Raw genomic sequence first — 16,469 nt, forward strand, 5'->3', positions numbered from 1 at the left:
CATCACGTCGAAGGGACGACGGACGAAGATGTTCCATCCCAGACGCACACTCAGGACCCTGCTGCTGCCGCTCGCGGCCGGGCTGGCCCTCACCGCCCTGCCCGCGCAGACGGCACAGGCCGCGAGCACCCTCACCAACGCCGGATTCGAGGCCGACGGCGCCGGCACGGCCACGCCCGCCGGCTGGTCGGAGTACGGCGACACCGGCGCCTCCTACGTGGAGGCCGGAGGCCACAGCGGTGGTTACCGCCTCTCGCAGTACTCCTCCGCCGCCTACAAGGTGGAGACGTACCAGTACCTCTCCGGACTGACCAACGGGAACTACCGGCTCACCGCCTGGGTGCGCTCGGGCGGCGGCCAGAACTCCGCCTACCTCGCTCTGAAGAACTGCGGCGGCACCGAGCAGCGCACCGACCTGCCGGTCTCCAGCAGCGGATGGATACACCTCGTCGTCCCTGTGGCGGTGACCAACAACCAGTGCACGATCAGCATCAACTCCGATGCCAACGCGGGCAACTGGATCAACGTCGACGACCTGACGTTCACCTCCGGCAGCGCCACCGGGCTGTCCGTCAAGGGCTCCGACATCTCCTCCCTCGCCAAGAGCGAGGCCCTCGGCGGCGTCTACAAGACCAGCTCCGGCACCACCGGTGACGCGCTCGCCATCCTCAAGTCCGCCGGTATGAACTACGCACGCCTGAAGGTCTGGGTGAACCCCGCCGACGGCTACAACAACAAGACGCGCGTCCTGGCGATGGCCAAGCGCATCAAGGCGCAGGGCATGAAGCTCCTGGTCGACTTCCATTACTCGGACACCTGGGCCGACCCCGGCGCCCAGACCAAGCCGGCCGCCTGGGCGGGCCACTCTTACAGCCAGCTGAAGACGGACGTCTACCACCACACGTACGACGTCCTCAACGCGCTGAAGGCGCAGGGCACCACCGCCGACATGGTCCAGGTCGGCAACGAGATCAACGGCGGCATGCTGTGGTCCGAGGGTTCCACCGACAACTGGTCGCAGCTCGCCGGGCTCCTCAACTCCGGCTACGACGCCGTCAAGGCCGTCAGCTCGTCGACGACCGTCGCGCTGCACCTCGCCAAGGGCGGCGACCTGTCCGGCACCCGCTGGTGGTTCGACAACGCGGTCTCCAACGGCGTGAAGTTCGACGCCATCGGCCTGTCCTACTACGGCTACTGGCACGGCCCGCTCTCCGACTTCCAGACGACCCTGGACGACGCGGCCGCGCGCTACGGCAAGCCGGTGTTCCTGGCCGAGACGGCCTACCCCTTCCGTCTCGACAGCGACGACTCGCTCGTCAACCAGATCGACACGACCGATGAGCTCGTCGCCGGCTACCCGGCCACCACCGCCGGGCAGTCCGCGTGGCTGCGGGACGTGATGAACGTCGTGGAGGCCGTCCCGAACGGCCGCGGCCTCGGTGTCTTCTACTGGGAGGCCACCTGGACCGCCGTCACGGGCAACGGCTGGGACCCGGCCGATGCCACGTCCGGCAATGGCTGGGAGAACCAGGCGCTGTTCGGCTTCGACGACAAGGCGCTGCCCGCCATGTCGCAGTTCGGGCACCGCTGATCAGCCACCTGATCAGTCACCGTCGATGACATGAGGGCCCGGCTGCCGAGGCGGCCGGGCCCTTGTGATGTCCCGGGGATTTCCGGGCCGCGCGATGGCGTGGAAGTCCCGTGCGGGCCGCCCCGGGCTGCGGGACAGTGGCCACACAGCGCCACCATCACGAAGGGCAGGGGGACGAGATGCTGAGGGTTCCCGTCGGCGGGCGACGCCTGGACATCCTGGAGTGGCTGCGGGACCCCGCCGAGCACTTCCCGCCCGAGCGCCACGGCTCTCTCGTCGACGGCGTCGACGCGGCCACCCTCGCCACCAAGCTCGGCGTGAGCCACGCCGTCGCCCGCACCCACCTCGACCTCCTCGTCGGGGTCGGGCTCCTGCGCGCGAGCAGGATCGGGCGGCGCACGCTCTACCACCGCGACGAGTACCGCATCGCCGAGGTCCGCTCCCTGTTCGAGAAGGGCTGGTAAGCGGCGGGGCGCCGCGTGCCCCGGTCGAGTGTGCGAGGGCGTCGGCGTCGGCGTTACCCTGTTCAGCGGCCGCGATCATGTGTCGCGGCGCGGCGGTGGGGCCCGCCGTACCCGAACCGCGGCGCTGATGCCGTCAACGGTCCCTACTTGCGATGAGGTGTGCCCGGGGGCCCGGGCCTGGCGAGTAGGAGAAGTACGTCGTGACAGTCCCGCATCCCGAGCGCGTCGACGAACCCGTTGCCGCCGCACGGCCGACCCCGCGCCCCGCGTCCCCCTGGCACGGCCAGGCCCCGGTCGTGGCGATGGTCTCGCTCGGCGGAGCCATCGGCGCCACCGCCCGGTACGGGGCCACGCGGCTGTGGCCCGTGGAGACGGGCGGTTTCCCCTGGACCACGTTCTGGGTCAACGTCATCGGCTGTGCGGTGATCGGCGTGTTCATGGTCGTCATCACGGACGTGTGGGCGGCCCACCGACTCGTGCGGCCCTTCTTCGGCACCGGTGTGCTGGGAGGGTTCACCACCTTTTCGACCTACGCCGTGGACATCCGGAAACTGGTCGACTCGGGCCACCCCGGAACCGGCCTCGCCTATCTCGCCGCGACCCTGTGCGCGGCGCTCACGGCGGTGTGGCTCGCGGCCACCGCGACCCGCCGCGCCCTGGTACGGAGGCGGCGATGACACGGCTGACGGGCAGCGCCCGGCATGCGGGACGTGACGTCGGATCCGACAAAACGGGCAAGGAAGGTAAGAGGTGGTTGTGAACTGGCTGCTGGTGATCGTCGGTGGAATGGCCGGCGCACCCCTGCGCTATCTGACCGACCGTGCCGTGCAGACCAGGCATGACACCCTCTTCCCCTGGGGCACCTTCGCGGTCAACGTCGTCGGCTGCCTGATTCTCGGCCTGCTGACCGGCGCGGTCGCCGCAGGCGCCGCGGGTTCCCACCTTCAGCTGTTCCTCGGTACCGGCCTGTGCGGGGCGCTGACCACGTACTCGACGTTCTCGTACGAGACACTACGGCTGACCGAGACCGGCGCGGGGTTCTACGCTGCGGCCAACGTGCTCGTGAGCGTGACGGCCGGGCTCGGCGCGGCGTTCGCGGGTGTCTCGTTCGCCCGGGCGGCGTGGGCGTAGGCGCCGGACGGCACCCGCGCATAGTAAGACTGTCTACAGCACTGTCGACCAATACTTCTCATCATCAACCCCTCAGACCTAGAACTGGATCCTATGAGCGTCATCAACGTCGGTCAGGCCGTCGTCCTCGGAGTCGTCGAGGGAGTGACCGAGTTCCTCCCCGTCTCCTCCACCGGCCACCTCAAGATCACCGAGGGGCTGATGAACATCCCGGTCGACGACAAGGCCGTCGTCGGGTTCTCAGCGGTCATCCAGGTCGGCGCGATCGCCGCCGTACTGGTGTACTTCTTCAAGGACATCGTGCGGATCGTCTCCGCGTGGGGCCGAGGGCTGCGCGACCGCGAGGAGCGGCAGCACCACGACTACAAGTTCGCCTGGTGGGTCATCTACGCCACCATCCCGATCGTGATCGTGGGCCTCGCCGCCAAGCCGCTCATCGACGGACCACTCGCGTCCCTGTGGGTGGTCGCGGGCTCGCTGATCGTGGGCAGCGGTGTGATGTGGGCGGCGGACCAGATGGGGCGCCACAAGCGCGGTGAGGACGACACGTCCTTCAAGGACGCGATGCTGGTCGGTTGTTCGCAGATCCTCGCGCTGCTCTTTCCGGGCTTCTCCCGCTCCGGCGCCACGATGTCGACCGCGCTGATCCTGGACCTGGACCGGGTCGCCGCCACCCGGCTCTCCTTCTTCCTCGGCATCCCCGCCCTGACCGGCGCCGGTCTGTACGAACTGAAGGACGCCCTGGGCACGGGGGTGGGCGCCGCGCCGCTCGCCGTCGGCACGATCGTCTCCTTCGTCGTCGCCTACGGGTCGATCGCCTGGCTGCTGAAGTTCGTCGCCAAGCACTCCTTCAACGCCTTCGTGATCTACCGGATCGTGATCGGTCTGGCACTGTTCGGGCTGCTGGCGAGCGGGAACCTCGCCGGCTGATCGTCGAAACAGCAGCTCACAGGGGGTGCGAAGCCGGTTTACAGGCTTCGCACCCCCTGAATGTTTCTTTTCACCGCCCTTGACAGCCCCCTCTTGTCACCCGCAGGATCACCCCGTGAACCTGTCAGACAGCCAGACAGGTGGATCGGTACCGCGGCGCGTCAGCGCCATGGAAGCGGTGCTCACCCACCTTCGCGGCGCCATCGAGCGCGGCGAATACGCCATCGGTGACAAACTCCCCTCCGAGGCCGAGCTGTGCCGCCGCCTGGAAGTCAGCAGGCCGGTACTCCGCGAGGCGCTGCGGGCCCTGCAGGTGATGGGCCTGACGGTGTCCCGTACGGGCAAGGGCACCTTCGTGGTGGCCAACGCGGTCGAGGACCCCACCTTCGGCGACTACGCGGCGAGCGACCTGCTCGAGGTGCGCCGCCACGTCGAGATCCCGGTCGCCGGTTACGCGGCGGCGCGCCGCACCCCGGAGAACCTCGACCACCTGGCCCATCTGCTGGAGCGGATGGAGCGGGAGACCGACACCACGGCGTGGGTCGCGATGGACACGGTCTTCCACATCGCGGTCGCCGAGGCCTCCCAGAACCCGGTCTTCCGCAGGGTGATCGAAGAGATCCGGGACGCGCTGGCCCGCCAGTCCGCCTTCCTCAACGAGCTCGGCGGTCGGCGCGAACAGTCCAACCGTGAGCACCGGGCGATCGTCGAGGCGCTGATCGACGGCAGTGAACACGACGCGGTGGAGGCGATGTCCCATCACCTCGACCGCGTGGAGACCACCCTCACCGACATCGTGCGCCCCGCGCGTACGGACATCCCCACGGAAGGCGGACCCGAGGCGTGAGCGAGCAGTCCCTCAAAGACGAGGCCACATCGGCCGGCAAACCGGCCGCGCACGTCGACGCCGGAGACGCGGGTTACAGCAAGTCGCTGAAGTCCCGGCACGTCAACATGATCGCCATCGGCGGTGCCATCGGCACCGGCCTCTTCCTCGGCGCGGGCGGCCGGCTCGCCGACGCCGGCCCCTCCCTCTTCGTCGCGTACGCGGTGTGCGGCGTTTTCGCCTTCCTCGTCGTGCGCGCGCTCGGCGAACTCGTCCTGTACCGGCCGTCCTCCGGCGCCTTCGTGTCGTACGCCCGGGAGTTCCTGGGGGAGAAGGGCGCGTACGTCGCCGGCTGGATGTACTTCCTGAACTGGGCCACCACCGGTATCGCCGACATCACCGCCGTGGCCGTCTACACCCACTACTGGGGCATGTTCTCCGACATCCCGCAGTGGGTGATCGCGCTCGTCGCGCTCGCCGTCGTCCTCACGGTGAACCTGATATCCGTACGCATGTTCGGCGAACTGGAGTTCTGGTTCGCGATCATCAAGGTGAGCGCGCTCGTCGTCTTCATGCTCATCGGCATCTTCCTGCTGGTCACCCAGCACCCGGTCGACGGCACCACCCCCGGCCCGTCCCTGATCACCGACAACGGCGGAATCTTCCCCAACGGCCTGCTGCCGATGCTGCTGATCATCCAGGGCGTCGTCTTCGCCTACGCCTCCGTCGAGCTGGTCGGTGTCGCGGCGGGCGAGACGGAGAACCCCGAGAAGATCATGCCGAAGGCGATCAACTCGATCATGTGGCGTGTCGGCCTGTTCTACGTCGGCTCGGTCGTCCTGCTCTCGATGCTGCTGCCCTGGAACAAGTACAGCGCGGGCCAGAGCCCCTTCGTGACCGTCCTGTCGAACATCGGCATCCCCGCGGCGGGCGGCGTGATGAACCTGGTCGTGCTCACCGCGGCCATGTCGTCCCTCAACTCCGGCCTCTACTCCACCGGCCGCATCCTGCGCTCCATGGCGATGTCGGGCTCCGCTCCCAGGTTCACCGGCGTGATGAGCCGCAGCCAGGTCCCGTACGGCGGCATCCTGCTCACCAGCGGGATCTGCGTCCTCGGCGTCGGCCTCAACTTCGTGGTCCCCGCCGACGCCTTCGAGATCGTCCTGAACTTCGCCGCCATCGGCATCCTCGCCACCTGGGGCATGATCATGCTCTGTCATGTGCTGTTCTGGCGGAAGACCCAGCGCGGTGAGCTGACCAGGCCGAGCTACCGCCTGCCCGGCTCGCCGTGGACCGAGATCGTGACGATCGGCTTCCTCGTCTCCGTCCTCGTCCTGATGTACGCGGACGGGGGAGCGGGGCGCACCACCGTGCTGTGTCTGCCGCTGATCGCCGTGGCGCTCGTTGCCGGGTGGTACGGGGTGCGCCGCCGGGTCTCCGGCATCCGTGACGGAGTGGACGCGTGAGCACGAGCATGACGTACGCCGCCTCGATCGCGGCCGCCCCGGTGATCCGCGAACCCCTGCACGCCCCCGTCGCCCAGCTCGTCCGCGGTGGAGTCGTCGAAGGCGTCCACTACGGCTCGGTGGTCGTCCTGGCCGCCGACGGCGGCGTCGACCTCCAGATCGGGGACATCGAGGCCGCGTTCTACCCGCGCTCGGCGCTCAAGCCCGTCCAGGCGGTGGCGATGCTGCGGGCGGGACTGCCGCTGGACGGCGAGCTGCTCTCGCTGGCCGCGGCCAGTCACTCCGGTGAGGAACGGCACCTGGCCGGGACCCGGCGGATCCTGGAACTGGCCGCAGTCACCGAGGACGACCTGCGCAACGTGCCCGACCTGCCGTACGACCCGGTCGTGCGGGACGCCTGGATCCGCGAGGGGCGGCTGCCGTCCCGACTCGCGCAGAACTGCTCCGGCAAGCACGCCGCCATGCTGATGACCGCCCGGCTCAACGGCTGGTCGCTCGATGACTACCTCGACCCGGGTCACCCTCTCCAGCAGGCCATCGCGGAGATCGTCGAGGACCTCACTGGGCAGGCGATCGCCCAGGTCACCGTCGACGGTTGCGGCGCGCCCCTCTTCTCCGTCTCGCTGCACGGGCTCGCCCGCGCCGCCGCCCGGATCGCCACCGCACCGGCCGGCACCCCCGAGGCGCGGGTCGCCGACGCGATGCGCGAGCACGCCGAGATGGCGTCCGGCTCCGGCCGCGATGTCGCGGCGCTGATGCGGGCCGTGCCGGGGCTGCTCACCAAGGACGGCTTCGAAGGCGTCCAGATGGCCGCGCTGCCGGACGGCCGGGCCGTCGCTGTGAAGATCGCCGACGGTGCGGACCGGGCGCGTGGGCCGGTGGCCGCGGCGGCGCTCGCGCGCGCGGGGGTCGCCCCGGCGTTGCTCGCGGAGTTCGGCTCCGTGCCGTTGCTCGGGGGCGGCGGCGTTGTGGGCGGGCTTCGCCCCGCCCGGGCGCTCGATCCGCTCATGGAGTGAGCGGCGCGCGACCACGGCCGTGGGGGTGCGGTGGCGGGTCCGGGTGCGGGTTCGTCGTGGCTGGTCGCGCCCATGCGGCGGAGACGCATGTTGTCACAGCCCCGCGTCCCTTGGGTTCGTGCGCCTCAGGCCTGGATCAGGGGCTCGCCTCCGCTGTCCGGCCGGGAGTGTCCCCGAAGTCTCTGTCTCCTGCCCCGCCCCTACGCCTCACCCATCTCACCCTCACCCCTCCGAAAGAGGACCGCTCAGTCATGACCGTCGCCGTAGCGCACCGCAGTGAACACGATCTGCTCGGGGACCGTGACGTCCCGGCCGAGGCGTACTGGGGCATCCACTCCCTGCGCGCCACCGAGAACTTCCCCATCACGGGAACGTCGATCTCCGCCTACCCGCATCTGATCGAGGCCCTGGCCGCCGTCAAGGAGGCCGCCGCCCGTGCCAACGAGGAACTCGGCCTGCTCGAACCGGAGAAGGCGATGGCCATCGTCGCGGCCTGCCGGGAGATCCGCGCCGGCAAGCTGCACGACCAGTTCGTCGTCGACGTCATCCAGGGCGGCGCCGGCACCTCGACGAACATGAACGCCAACGAGGTCGTCGCCAACCGGGCGTTGGAGCTCCTCGGCCGCGCCAAGGGCGAATACCAGTACCTGCACCCCAACGAGGACGTCAACCTCGGCCAGTCGACCAACGACGTCTACCCCACCGCCGTCAAGGTCGCCACCGTCTTCGCGGTGCGCGAGCTGCTCAAGGCGATGGCCGTGCTCCAGGACGCCTTCGCCGCCAAGGCCTTCGAGTTCCGTGACGTGCTGAAGATGGGGCGTACCCAGCTCCAGGACGCGGTGCCGATGACCCTCGGGCAGGAGTTCTCGGCGTACGCGGTGATGCTCGACGAGGACCGCAGCAGGCTCGCCGAGGCCGTCGAGCTGATCCACGAGATCAACCTCGGCGCGACGGCCATCGGCACCGGCCTCAACGCCCCCGCCGGATACGCGGAATCCGCCCGCCGTCACCTGGCCGCGATCACCGGGCTGCCCCTGGTCACCGCCGCCAACCTGGTCGAGGCCACGCAGGACTGCGGCGCCTTCGTCCAGATGTCCGGCGTGCTCAAGCGGATCGCCGTGAAGCTGTCGAAGAGCTGCAACGACCTGCGGCTGCTGTCCTCCGGGCCGCGCGCGGGACTCAACGAGATCAACCTGCCGCCGGTGCAGGCCGGTTCGAGCATCATGCCCGGCAAGGTCAACCCGGTGATCCCCGAGGTCGTCAACCAGGTCGCCTTCGAGGTCATCGGCAACGACGTCACCATCACCATGGCCGCGGAAGCGGGGCAGCTCCAGCTCAACGCCTTCGAGCCGATCATCCTGCACTCCCTGTCCGAGAGCATCACCCACCTGCGCACCGCGTGCCTGACCCTCGCCGAGCGCTGCGTCACCGGGATCACCGCCAACACGGAGGTCCTGCGCGCCGCGGTCGAGAACTCCATCGGCCTGGTGACCGCCCTGAACCCGCACATCGGGTACACGGCCGCCACCGACATCGCCAAGGAGGCCCTCGCCACCGGGCGCGGTGTCGCCGAACTCGTCCTGGAGAAGGGCCTGTTGCCCGCCGAGCGGCTGGCGGCGCTGCTGCGGCCCGAGGTGATCGCGGGCAGCGGCACCCCGCAGGCGGTGTGACCCGATGCGCACCAGGACCGGTCCGGCGGCACAATGGTGATCATGGCTGCGTCTTCGTCGTATCCGTCGTCCCCGACCTTCCAGCCGGTCCTGGAGCGCATCGCCACCGAGATCGGGCAGACACCCGGCCGCGGCCGGCCCGCCGACTACATTCCGGCGCTGGCCGCCTGCGACCCCCGGCGCTTCGGCATGGCCGTGGCCGAGCTCGACGGCACGGTGTACGGCGTGGGGGACTGGCGGCAGCCGTTCTCCACGCAGTCCATCACCAAGGTCTTCACCCTCGCCCTCGACCTGGCCCGTGAGGGCGACGAACTGTGGGAACACGTCGGCCGCGAGCCCTCCGGCAACCCCTTCAACTCGCTGGTGCAGCTGGAGTACGAGAACGGCATCCCGCGCAATCCGTTCATCAACGCGGGCGCCCTCGTCGTCACCGACCGGCTCCAGACCCGTACCGGCGACGCGGCCGGCACCCTGCTGGCCTTCCTCCGCGCGGAGAGCGGCAACGCCGAGCTCACCTTCGACCAGGAGGTGGCCGCCTCCGAGGCCACCCACGGCGACCGCAACGCGGCCCTCGCCCACTTCATGGCCTCGTACGGCAACATCGACAACCCGGTACCGGTGCTCCTCGAGCAGTACTTCCGCCAGTGCTCGATCGAGGCGTCCTGCGCCGACCTCGCCCTCGCCACGAGCTTCCTGGCCCGGCACGGCCTGCGCGCCGACGGCTCCCGACTGCTCACCCAGAGCCAGGCCAAGCAGGTCAACGCGGTCATGCTGACCTGCGGCACGTACGACGCGGCGGGCGACTTCGCCTACCGCGTCGGCCTCCCGGGCAAGAGCGGCGTCGGCGGCGGCATCATCGCGGTGGTCCCCGGCCGCTGCACCCTGTGCGTCTGGAGCCCCGGTCTGGACGAGCGGGGCAACTCGGTGGCCGGCGTCGCCGCCCTGGACCGCTTCACGACACTGACCGGAGTGTCGGTCTTCTGAGCCGTCATGGGGGCGGGACTTGTCTACCAGCCACAACAAAGCCCGCACCCGGCAACGCGCCACATGGAGGTAACGCCACATCCCCCCTCCGGAGGGCGCCCCGTCGCTTTCCGGCCACCCGCCCTTGACACGCTTGCCAAGTGTTGGCCAAGGCTCCCCTCGATCTCCACCGCTGTCAGGCCCTGGGCCTGATCGGTACCGCCTTCCTCGCGCTCGGCGGTGAGACGGCCGGCGCCCTGCCCACGCGGGACTTCCTCGACCCCGGCTCCGTGCGTGCCGTACTCGGCGTGGTCGGGGTCTACTTCGGTGTCGTCCTGCTGATCGCCGCGTGGGTGCTGCTCGGCAAGGTCGTACGCGGTCCGCAGCCGCCGACGCCGCGCGCACTGCTCCTGGTGCTCGCCGCGTGGGCGGCGCCGCTGCTTCTCGCGCCGCCGCTGTTCAGCAGGGACGTGTACAGCTATCTCGCGCAGGGCGCCATGGTCGACGCGCACATCGACGTGTACGCCAACGGGCCCGCGCAGCTCGGCGGGCCGCTCGCCGACGAGGTGGCACCGGTGTGGCAGCAGACCGCGACGCCGTACGGCCCGGTCTTCCTCGCCGTCGCCTCCGCGCTGTCCGGCCTCACCCGTGGGGAGATACCGGCCGGGCTGCTCGGCATGCGCCTGGTCGCGCTGCTCGGCGTGGGCCTGATGGCGGCGGCGCTGCCCCGCCTCGCCCGGCACAGCGGTGCCGATCCGGCCGCCGCGCTGTGGCTCGGCGCGCTCAACCCGCTCGTGCTGCTGCACCTGGTGGCCGGTGCGCACAACGACGCCATCATGCTGGGACTGCTCGGCGTCGGTCTGGTCGCCGCACGCGGCCGATGGCACCTGCTGGGCGTCGTCCTCATCACCCTCGCCGCACTGGTCAAGGCGCCGGCCGTGCTCGGCCTGCTGGCGGTGGTGGCGTTGCGTGGGCGGCGCGGAGTCGTGCGCACGGTTCTGACCACGACCGGGGTCGCGCTCGCCACCACGGCCGCGGTGACCGCCGTGGCGGGCACGGGGTACGGCTGGATAGCGGCCCTGAAGACCCCTGTCTCCCCGCACAACTGGTCCCCCACCAGCGTCCTCGGCCGCGCCACGGGCGCGCTGCTGAAGGACCTCGGCAGCGGTTTCGCCCCGCTGGCGATGCCCGTCTGGCACGCGACCGGCCTGGTGGTGACCGTCCTGGTCGTCCTGTTCATATGGCTGCGCCTGCGACCGGGCCCCATCTACGCGCTGGGCCTGAGCCTGGGCGCGGTCGCCGTGTTCGGTCCCGCGATCCGGCCCTGGTACGCCCTGTGGGGCCTGTTCCTCATCGCCGCCGCCGCGCCCAACGGCTCGGTGCGCCACCGGGTCGCGGCGGCCAGTGCGATACTCGCGCTCGCCGTACTGCCCAGCGGCGGACCGCCGGACGTGGATCAGGTGGTGCTGGCCGTCTCCGGCGGCGCGCTCGCCCTCGTCGTGCTCTGGCAGGCCCGTCAGGCCGCCTGGGCCGAGGAGTCGGCGCAGCCGCCGGTGCTGGGGCGGACGGCATGAGACATCTGGACACCGACGGCCGACGGCTGCTCGGCCTGCTCTCTCTCGCCGTCGCGGTGGGCGTGTTCACCGCGACCGTGCCGCTGCTGCGCGACTGGTTCGATCTGCGCGTCTACTACGGCACCGTCGACGCCTGGGTCCATCACGGTGGACGGATCTACGACTACTGGGTGCCGGGCACCACGTACGGATTCACCTATCCGCCGTTCGCGGCCGTGACCATGCTGCCGATGGCGCTGATCGGGCTGCGCACGGCGATCGCCGTCTCCGTGGTGCTCAATCTCGCGGCGCTGGCGGCCGTGGTGTGGATCCTGGTCGGGCCCGCGCTGCGCCGCTACGGCTGGTACGGCTACGCCCTCGCGGCCTGTCTGCTGACCCTGCTCGAACCGGTCCGCGACACCTTCAGCTTCGGGCAGGTCAACCTCCTGCTGCTGGCCCTCGTCCTGAGCGACGCATGGCTGCTGTCCACCGGCAGGGGACGCCGGGCGGGCGTCGGCATCGGGCTGGCCGCCGCGATCAAGCTCACCCCCGCGCTCTTCATCGGTCTGCTGCTGCTCGGCCGCCGCTGGCGCGCCGCCGGGGTCGCGACGGCCGTCGCCGCGGCGGCCACCGGTCTCGCTGCCTGGGTGACGCCGGACGCCTCGCGTTTCTACTGGTCCGAGGCACTGTGGGACACCAATCGCATCGGACGTCTCGCCTATGTCTCCAACCAGTCGCTGCAGGGCGTCCTGGCCCGGCTCGCCGCACCGGGCGAACCGAGCCGGGCCGTGTGGGCGGCGACCGCCCTGGTGTTCCTGTGCGTGTGGGCGTGGCGGACCTCGTGGGCGCTGGCCGACGAGGACTGGACGGCCGCGTTCGCCCTCACCGGGCTCGCCGCCTGCCTCCTCAGCCCGATCACCTGGGTGCACCACCTCGTCTGGCTGCTGCCGTCCTTCGCCGTACTGCTGCATCGGCACCGTGCGCGGGTCGCGGCGGCCCTGTACGCGGTGCTGTGCAGCAGCGTGGTGTGGCTCTGGTTCGACGACTCCTCCGGCCTCGACGGATTCCTCGGCAGCAACACGTACACGTGGATCACGCTGGGGCTGCTGCTGTGGCTGCCGGCGGGTCAGTCGCGGGTGGCCCGCACGCCCTTGAGACGCAGAGCGAGGGCCACTCCGCCCGCGCCCAGACCCGCGGCGCCCAGGATTCCGGCCGCCTCCGGCCAGCCCCCGTCGGGGCCGTCCGCGGACCCGGTCCTCGCCTGTACGGGCGAGGCGCCCGCCGCAGGGACGGACCGGCTGTCGGGGAGCGATCCGACGGGTTCGACGTGCCCGGCGGCCGCGAAGCCCCAGTCGAGCAGCGAGCGGGCCTCCTCGTACACCGTGGTGCCGCCGCCGGCCTGAGGATTCATCACCGTGACGAGGAGGGTGCGTCCGCCCCGGTGCGCGGCGGCGACGAGTGTGTTGCCCGCGTTGGTGGTGTAGCCGTTCTTGACGCCGATCAGGCCCGGGTAGCGCGCCACCCCGTCGGCGCCGGTCAGCAGCCGGTTGGTGTTCTGGATCCGGTACGGGTAGCCGTCGCCGGGGAAGCTGGCCTCGGCGGTGGAGCAGTAGCGTGCGAACTCCGGGTTGCGCAGGCCGGCCCGTCCGAAGACCGCGAGGTCGTACGCCGACGAGACCTGGCCGGGGGTGTCGTAGCCGTCGGGTGACTCGACATGGGTGTCGAGGGCGCCCAGCGCGCGGGCCTTGGCCTGCATCCGGGTTGTCGTCCGCTGCCAGCCGCCGTTCATCGCGGCCAGTACGTGCACGGCGTCGTTGCCGGAGTTGAGGAAGACGCCGCGCCACAGGTCGGAAACGCGGTAGGTGTGCCCCGCGGCCACGCCCACCAGGCTGCTGCCGTCGCCGATGCCCTCCAGTTCCTCCTCCTTGACGGTGTGCTGGATGCCGGCGGGCAGCACCGGGAGCACGGTCAGCGCGAAGAGGGTCTTGAGGGTGCTGGCGGGCGGCAGCTTGAGGTGCGCGTCGTGCGCGGCGAGCACCTCGCCGGTGCCTGAGTCGGCCACCACCCACGACAGCGCCGAGATGTCCGGCAGCGCGGGGGCGTCGGACCGCGTGCGTACCTGCGTCCCGGCCCGCTGGAGGTAGGGCGTCTGGGAGGCCATGGGTCTCGGCAGGCCCGTACCGAGGCGGGCGAAGGCCGGACTCGGCGCGAGGGCCAGTGCTCCGGCCACACAGAGGGCGGAGCAGGAGAAGGCGGTCAAGGAGACGACCATCCGGGATGGGAATCCGATTGTCATACCGCAAACGTAGGAACGGAGTCGCCGTGCGCCGGGGTGCCAGGCCCGAGCGAGGGAATGCAGTACCCGGATGCCACACGCGGGAGAGGTCCGGGAGGTCCGGCGCGGTGGATCCGGGGTGGGATCAGGCGGTGGGCAGGGTCGGCTGGACCTGACGCAGGAAGGTTGCGTTGTCCGGCGTGGCGCGCAGCCGCTCCAGGAGGGTTTCGAGGGCGGCCTGGGCGTCCCGGGTCTGCAGGGCGCGTCGCAGTCCGCGTACGGCGGTCAACTCGGCCCCGGGCAGAAGCAGTTCCTCGCGGCGGGTGCCGGAAGGGGTGATGTCCACGGCCGGGAACACACGCCGTGAGGCGAGGGTACGGTCGAGGCGGAGCTCCATGTTGCCGGTGCTCTTGAGCTCCTCGAAGAAGTAGTCGTCGGCGCGGGAGCCGGTCTCCACCAGGGCGGTGGCGAGGATGGTGAGCGAGCCGCCCTCCTCGGCGAGGCGCGCGGCGCCGAAGAACCGCTTGGGGCCGTGCACCGCGGCGGCGTCGACACCGCCGCTGAGGGTGCGGCCACCGGAGGCGGCCGCGTTGTTGTGCGCGCGGCACAGCCGGGTGAGCGAGTCCATCAGGATGACGACGTCCTCGCCCTGTTCGACGAGCCGCTTGGCGCGCTCGACGACGAGCTCGGCCAGGGCGATGTGCTGCTTCGGCGTTTTGTCGAAGGTCGAGGCGTAGACCTCGCCGCGGACGGAGCGCCGCATGTCGGTGACCTCTTCGGGCCGCTCGTCGAGGAGCAGCACGAGCAGACGGCATTCGGGGTGGTTGCCCGCGACGGCCGCCGCGAGCTGCTGGAGCAGTACCGTCTTGCCGGTCTTGGGCGGGGCGACGATCAGACCGCGCTGGCCCTTGCCGACGGGGGAGACGAGGTCGAGGACGCGTCCGGCCATGCCGCTCGCCGGGTGCTCCAGGCGGAGCCGGTCGCGCGGGTGCAGCGGGGTGAGGTCGTGGAAGTGCGGGCGGCGGCGCAGCTCTTCGGGGGTGCGGCCGTTGATCCGCTCGACCTCGGCGAGGGCGCGGGGTCCGCCGCGTACGCCTTCGACGGTGTCGCCCTTGCGCAGGCCGTGACGGCGGATCAGTGCGGCGGAGACCTGGACGTCGGTCGGCGTGGGCAGGCAGCTCTCGGCGGCGCGCAGGTACCCCTGCCCGTTGTGCGCGATGTCGAGGACACCGGCGGCGTGGGCCGGGAGCTGCTTCTGTACGGGAGGGTGTTCGAGTGTGGTGGTCATGAGAGGTGGTCCTTTCGAGGACGGATTCATGAGGTCATGAGGAAGGGAGGGGTGTGCCGGGGGGAGGCGGCGTGCTCACGCCTCGGTGCGGCGGGGAAGATCACCTGAAGGAGCTACGGCTGACCGCGCTCGGAAGGTGATGCGAAGAAGCTGGTCGCCCGATCGGAAAAGCGAGGGAGCGTGTCAGCGAAAGAAGGAGATTCAGCACCGGCGCCCGAGACGGGGCGTACACAAGTGCTGACCGGATACTACCACGGCTTGCGGCGGAGCGGCTGTGATCCGACTCTCAACGGCTCGCCAGGAGGCCGTACAACAGCGGAATGCGCGGCTCCCCCTTCGGCAGGCGCCACCAGCCGGACGGCGTGCGGACCATCTGCGGCCAGCGCGGCCAGGGAAGCTCGTCGCTCTCCCGGAGCCGGCGGATGACGAGTCCCGCTGTCGTCAACGCGTTGACGACCTCGTCCATTCCGTGCATCCACTCGTAACTGTCGGTCGCGCCCTCGACGGCCGGTCCGTCGGTGTACGTGTAGGTCGCGTTCCGGTGCACGGCGTCCCGGCCGCCCAGGTAGTCGTGGCGCAGCAGCAGTTCGCTGCCCTCGCCCTCGGCGGGCTTGGGGCCCAGCGCGTTGAGCAGCGGATGGAACTCGGCGATGTACAACCTCCCTCCCGGGCGCAGCAGTTGAGCGATGACGGCGGCCCAGCGGTCCAGGTCGGGCAGATAGCACAGGGCGCCCTTGCCGGTGTAGATCACGTCGAACCGCCGCCCGTCCAGGGATTCGACGGCGTCGTACACATTGGCCCGTACGTACGTCACATCGGCGCCCGCCCGTGCCGCGATACCGGCCGCGGCCGTCACGGACGCCTCGGAGATGTCCAGGCCGACGGCCCGCGCGCCGCGCTCGGCGAAGGCGATCGTCTCGGTGCCGAGGTGGCACTGGAGATGGAGCACGTCGAGGCCGGCCAGGTCCCCGAGGTCCTCCCACTCGAAGGCGGCGAACCAGCGCGCCGGGTCGAGCTTCTCGCTCAGCCCGTAGAACCGGCTGGCGAGATGGACGGGGGTCCGCGCGTCCCAGTTGGCCTGGTTGGCCCGCATCATCCGCTCGTGCTCGTCGGTCATGGAGTCATCCAACCGTGGATGGCGGCGGATCCGGGGGAAGAACCGCGGATCGGCGCGTACGCCATCGCTGTCGGCCACGGGGTCGAGCGGGCAGAATCCTTCGTCGTACCGGCTCGCGGCGCCCGCGCCCGGCTTCCCACCCCCGCAAGGAGACCTCCGGTGGACACCTCTCCCGTCAC

14 protein-coding genes and 1 pseudogene are annotated in these 16,469 nt (G+C 70.6%); 12 read left to right on the plus strand and 3 right to left on the minus strand.

All coding sequences use genetic code 11. The features are described 5' to 3' along the window. Window positions 1–28 precede the first annotated feature (28 nt). From ACIRA5_RS03070 to ACIRA5_RS03125, 12 genes are all read left to right on the plus strand, one after another. Window positions 29–1,591, plus strand: coding sequence for a glycosyl hydrolase 53 family protein (locus ACIRA5_RS03070; RefSeq protein WP_403686582.1), 1,563 nt, complete (start codon window positions 29–31; stop codon window positions 1,589–1,591). Window positions 1,592–1,770: 179 nt separating this feature from the next. Further along, window positions 1,771–2,055, plus strand: a complete 285-nt coding sequence (locus ACIRA5_RS03075) for an ArsR family transcriptional regulator (RefSeq protein ID WP_403686584.1) — start codon at window positions 1,771–1,773, stop codon at window positions 2,053–2,055. Window positions 2,056–2,255: 200 nt separating this feature from the next. Beyond that, window positions 2,256–2,732: a fluoride efflux transporter CrcB gene (crcB, locus tag ACIRA5_RS03080; RefSeq protein WP_403686585.1), complete on the plus strand. Its 477-nt coding sequence runs from the start codon at window positions 2,256–2,258 to the stop codon at window positions 2,730–2,732. A gap of 79 nt (window positions 2,733–2,811) precedes the next feature. Next, window positions 2,812–3,186 carry a fluoride efflux transporter CrcB gene (gene crcB / locus ACIRA5_RS03085; RefSeq protein ID WP_403687225.1) on the plus strand — a complete coding sequence of 125 codons (375 nt, stop codon included), beginning with the start codon at window positions 2,812–2,814 and terminating at the stop codon, window positions 3,184–3,186. Window positions 3,187–3,279: 93 nt separating this feature from the next. Continuing rightward, on the plus strand, window positions 3,280–4,116 hold the full coding sequence (locus ACIRA5_RS03090; protein ID WP_403686588.1) for an undecaprenyl-diphosphate phosphatase: 837 nt from the start codon (window positions 3,280–3,282) through the stop codon (window positions 4,114–4,116). Between the two features lie 169 nt (window positions 4,117–4,285). Continuing rightward, window positions 4,286–4,963: a FadR/GntR family transcriptional regulator gene (locus tag ACIRA5_RS03095; protein WP_403687227.1), complete on the plus strand. Its 678-nt coding sequence runs from the start codon at window positions 4,286–4,288 to the stop codon at window positions 4,961–4,963. After that, a complete protein-coding gene (locus ACIRA5_RS03100; RefSeq protein WP_099939789.1) occupies window positions 4,960–6,408 on the plus strand; it encodes an amino acid permease in 1,449 nt (482 codons plus the stop codon). Before ACIRA5_RS03095 ends, ACIRA5_RS03100 begins: the two co-directional genes overlap by 4 nt. Window positions 6,409–6,416: 8 nt before the next feature. Continuing rightward, a complete protein-coding gene (locus ACIRA5_RS03105; RefSeq protein WP_403687229.1) occupies window positions 6,417–7,424 on the plus strand; it encodes an asparaginase in 1,008 nt (335 codons plus the stop codon). A 251-nt stretch (window positions 7,425–7,675) separates the two neighbouring features. Then, window positions 7,676–9,094: an aspartate ammonia-lyase gene (gene aspA / locus ACIRA5_RS03110; protein WP_060902532.1), complete on the plus strand. Its 1,419-nt coding sequence runs from the start codon at window positions 7,676–7,678 to the stop codon at window positions 9,092–9,094. Between the two features lie 33 nt (window positions 9,095–9,127). Continuing rightward, window positions 9,128–10,078 carry a glutaminase gene (locus ACIRA5_RS03115; RefSeq protein WP_403686590.1) on the plus strand — a complete coding sequence of 317 codons (951 nt, stop codon included), beginning with the start codon at window positions 9,128–9,130 and terminating at the stop codon, window positions 10,076–10,078. 140 nt (window positions 10,079–10,218) lie between these two features. Further along, on the plus strand, window positions 10,219–11,631 hold the full coding sequence (gene mptB, locus ACIRA5_RS03120) for a polyprenol phosphomannose-dependent alpha 1,6 mannosyltransferase MptB (protein ID WP_403686592.1): 1,413 nt from the start codon (window positions 10,219–10,221) through the stop codon (window positions 11,629–11,631). Next, window positions 11,628–13,013 (plus strand): glycosyltransferase 87 family protein, encoded by a 1,386-nt coding sequence (locus tag ACIRA5_RS03125; RefSeq protein ID WP_403686593.1) that lies wholly within the window; start codon window positions 11,628–11,630, stop codon window positions 13,011–13,013. Before mptB ends, ACIRA5_RS03125 begins: the two co-directional genes overlap by 4 nt. A 59-nt stretch (window positions 13,014–13,072) precedes the next feature. On the opposite strand, the pseudogene ACIRA5_RS03130 reads toward ACIRA5_RS03125, so the two are convergent. From ACIRA5_RS03130 to ACIRA5_RS03140, 3 genes and pseudogenes are all read right to left on the minus strand, one after another. Continuing rightward, window positions 13,073–13,906 (minus strand): annotated as a pseudogene (locus ACIRA5_RS03130) (D-alanyl-D-alanine carboxypeptidase family protein); the annotation flags it as partial. Between the two features lie 124 nt (window positions 13,907–14,030). After that, window positions 14,031–15,173, minus strand: a complete 1,143-nt coding sequence (gene rho, locus ACIRA5_RS03135) for a transcription termination factor Rho (protein ID WP_403686596.1) — start codon at window positions 15,171–15,173, stop codon at window positions 14,031–14,033. A 286-nt stretch (window positions 15,174–15,459) separates the two neighbouring features. Beyond that, window positions 15,460–16,290, minus strand: coding sequence for a class I SAM-dependent methyltransferase (locus ACIRA5_RS03140; RefSeq protein WP_403686599.1), 831 nt, complete (start codon window positions 16,288–16,290; stop codon window positions 15,460–15,462). Window positions 16,291–16,469 lie beyond the last annotated feature (179 nt).

The organism is Streptomyces sp. NPDC096311 (genome assembly GCF_044763085.1).
In the GTDB taxonomy this organism is placed as follows: domain Bacteria; phylum Actinomycetota; class Actinomycetes; order Streptomycetales; family Streptomycetaceae; genus Streptomyces.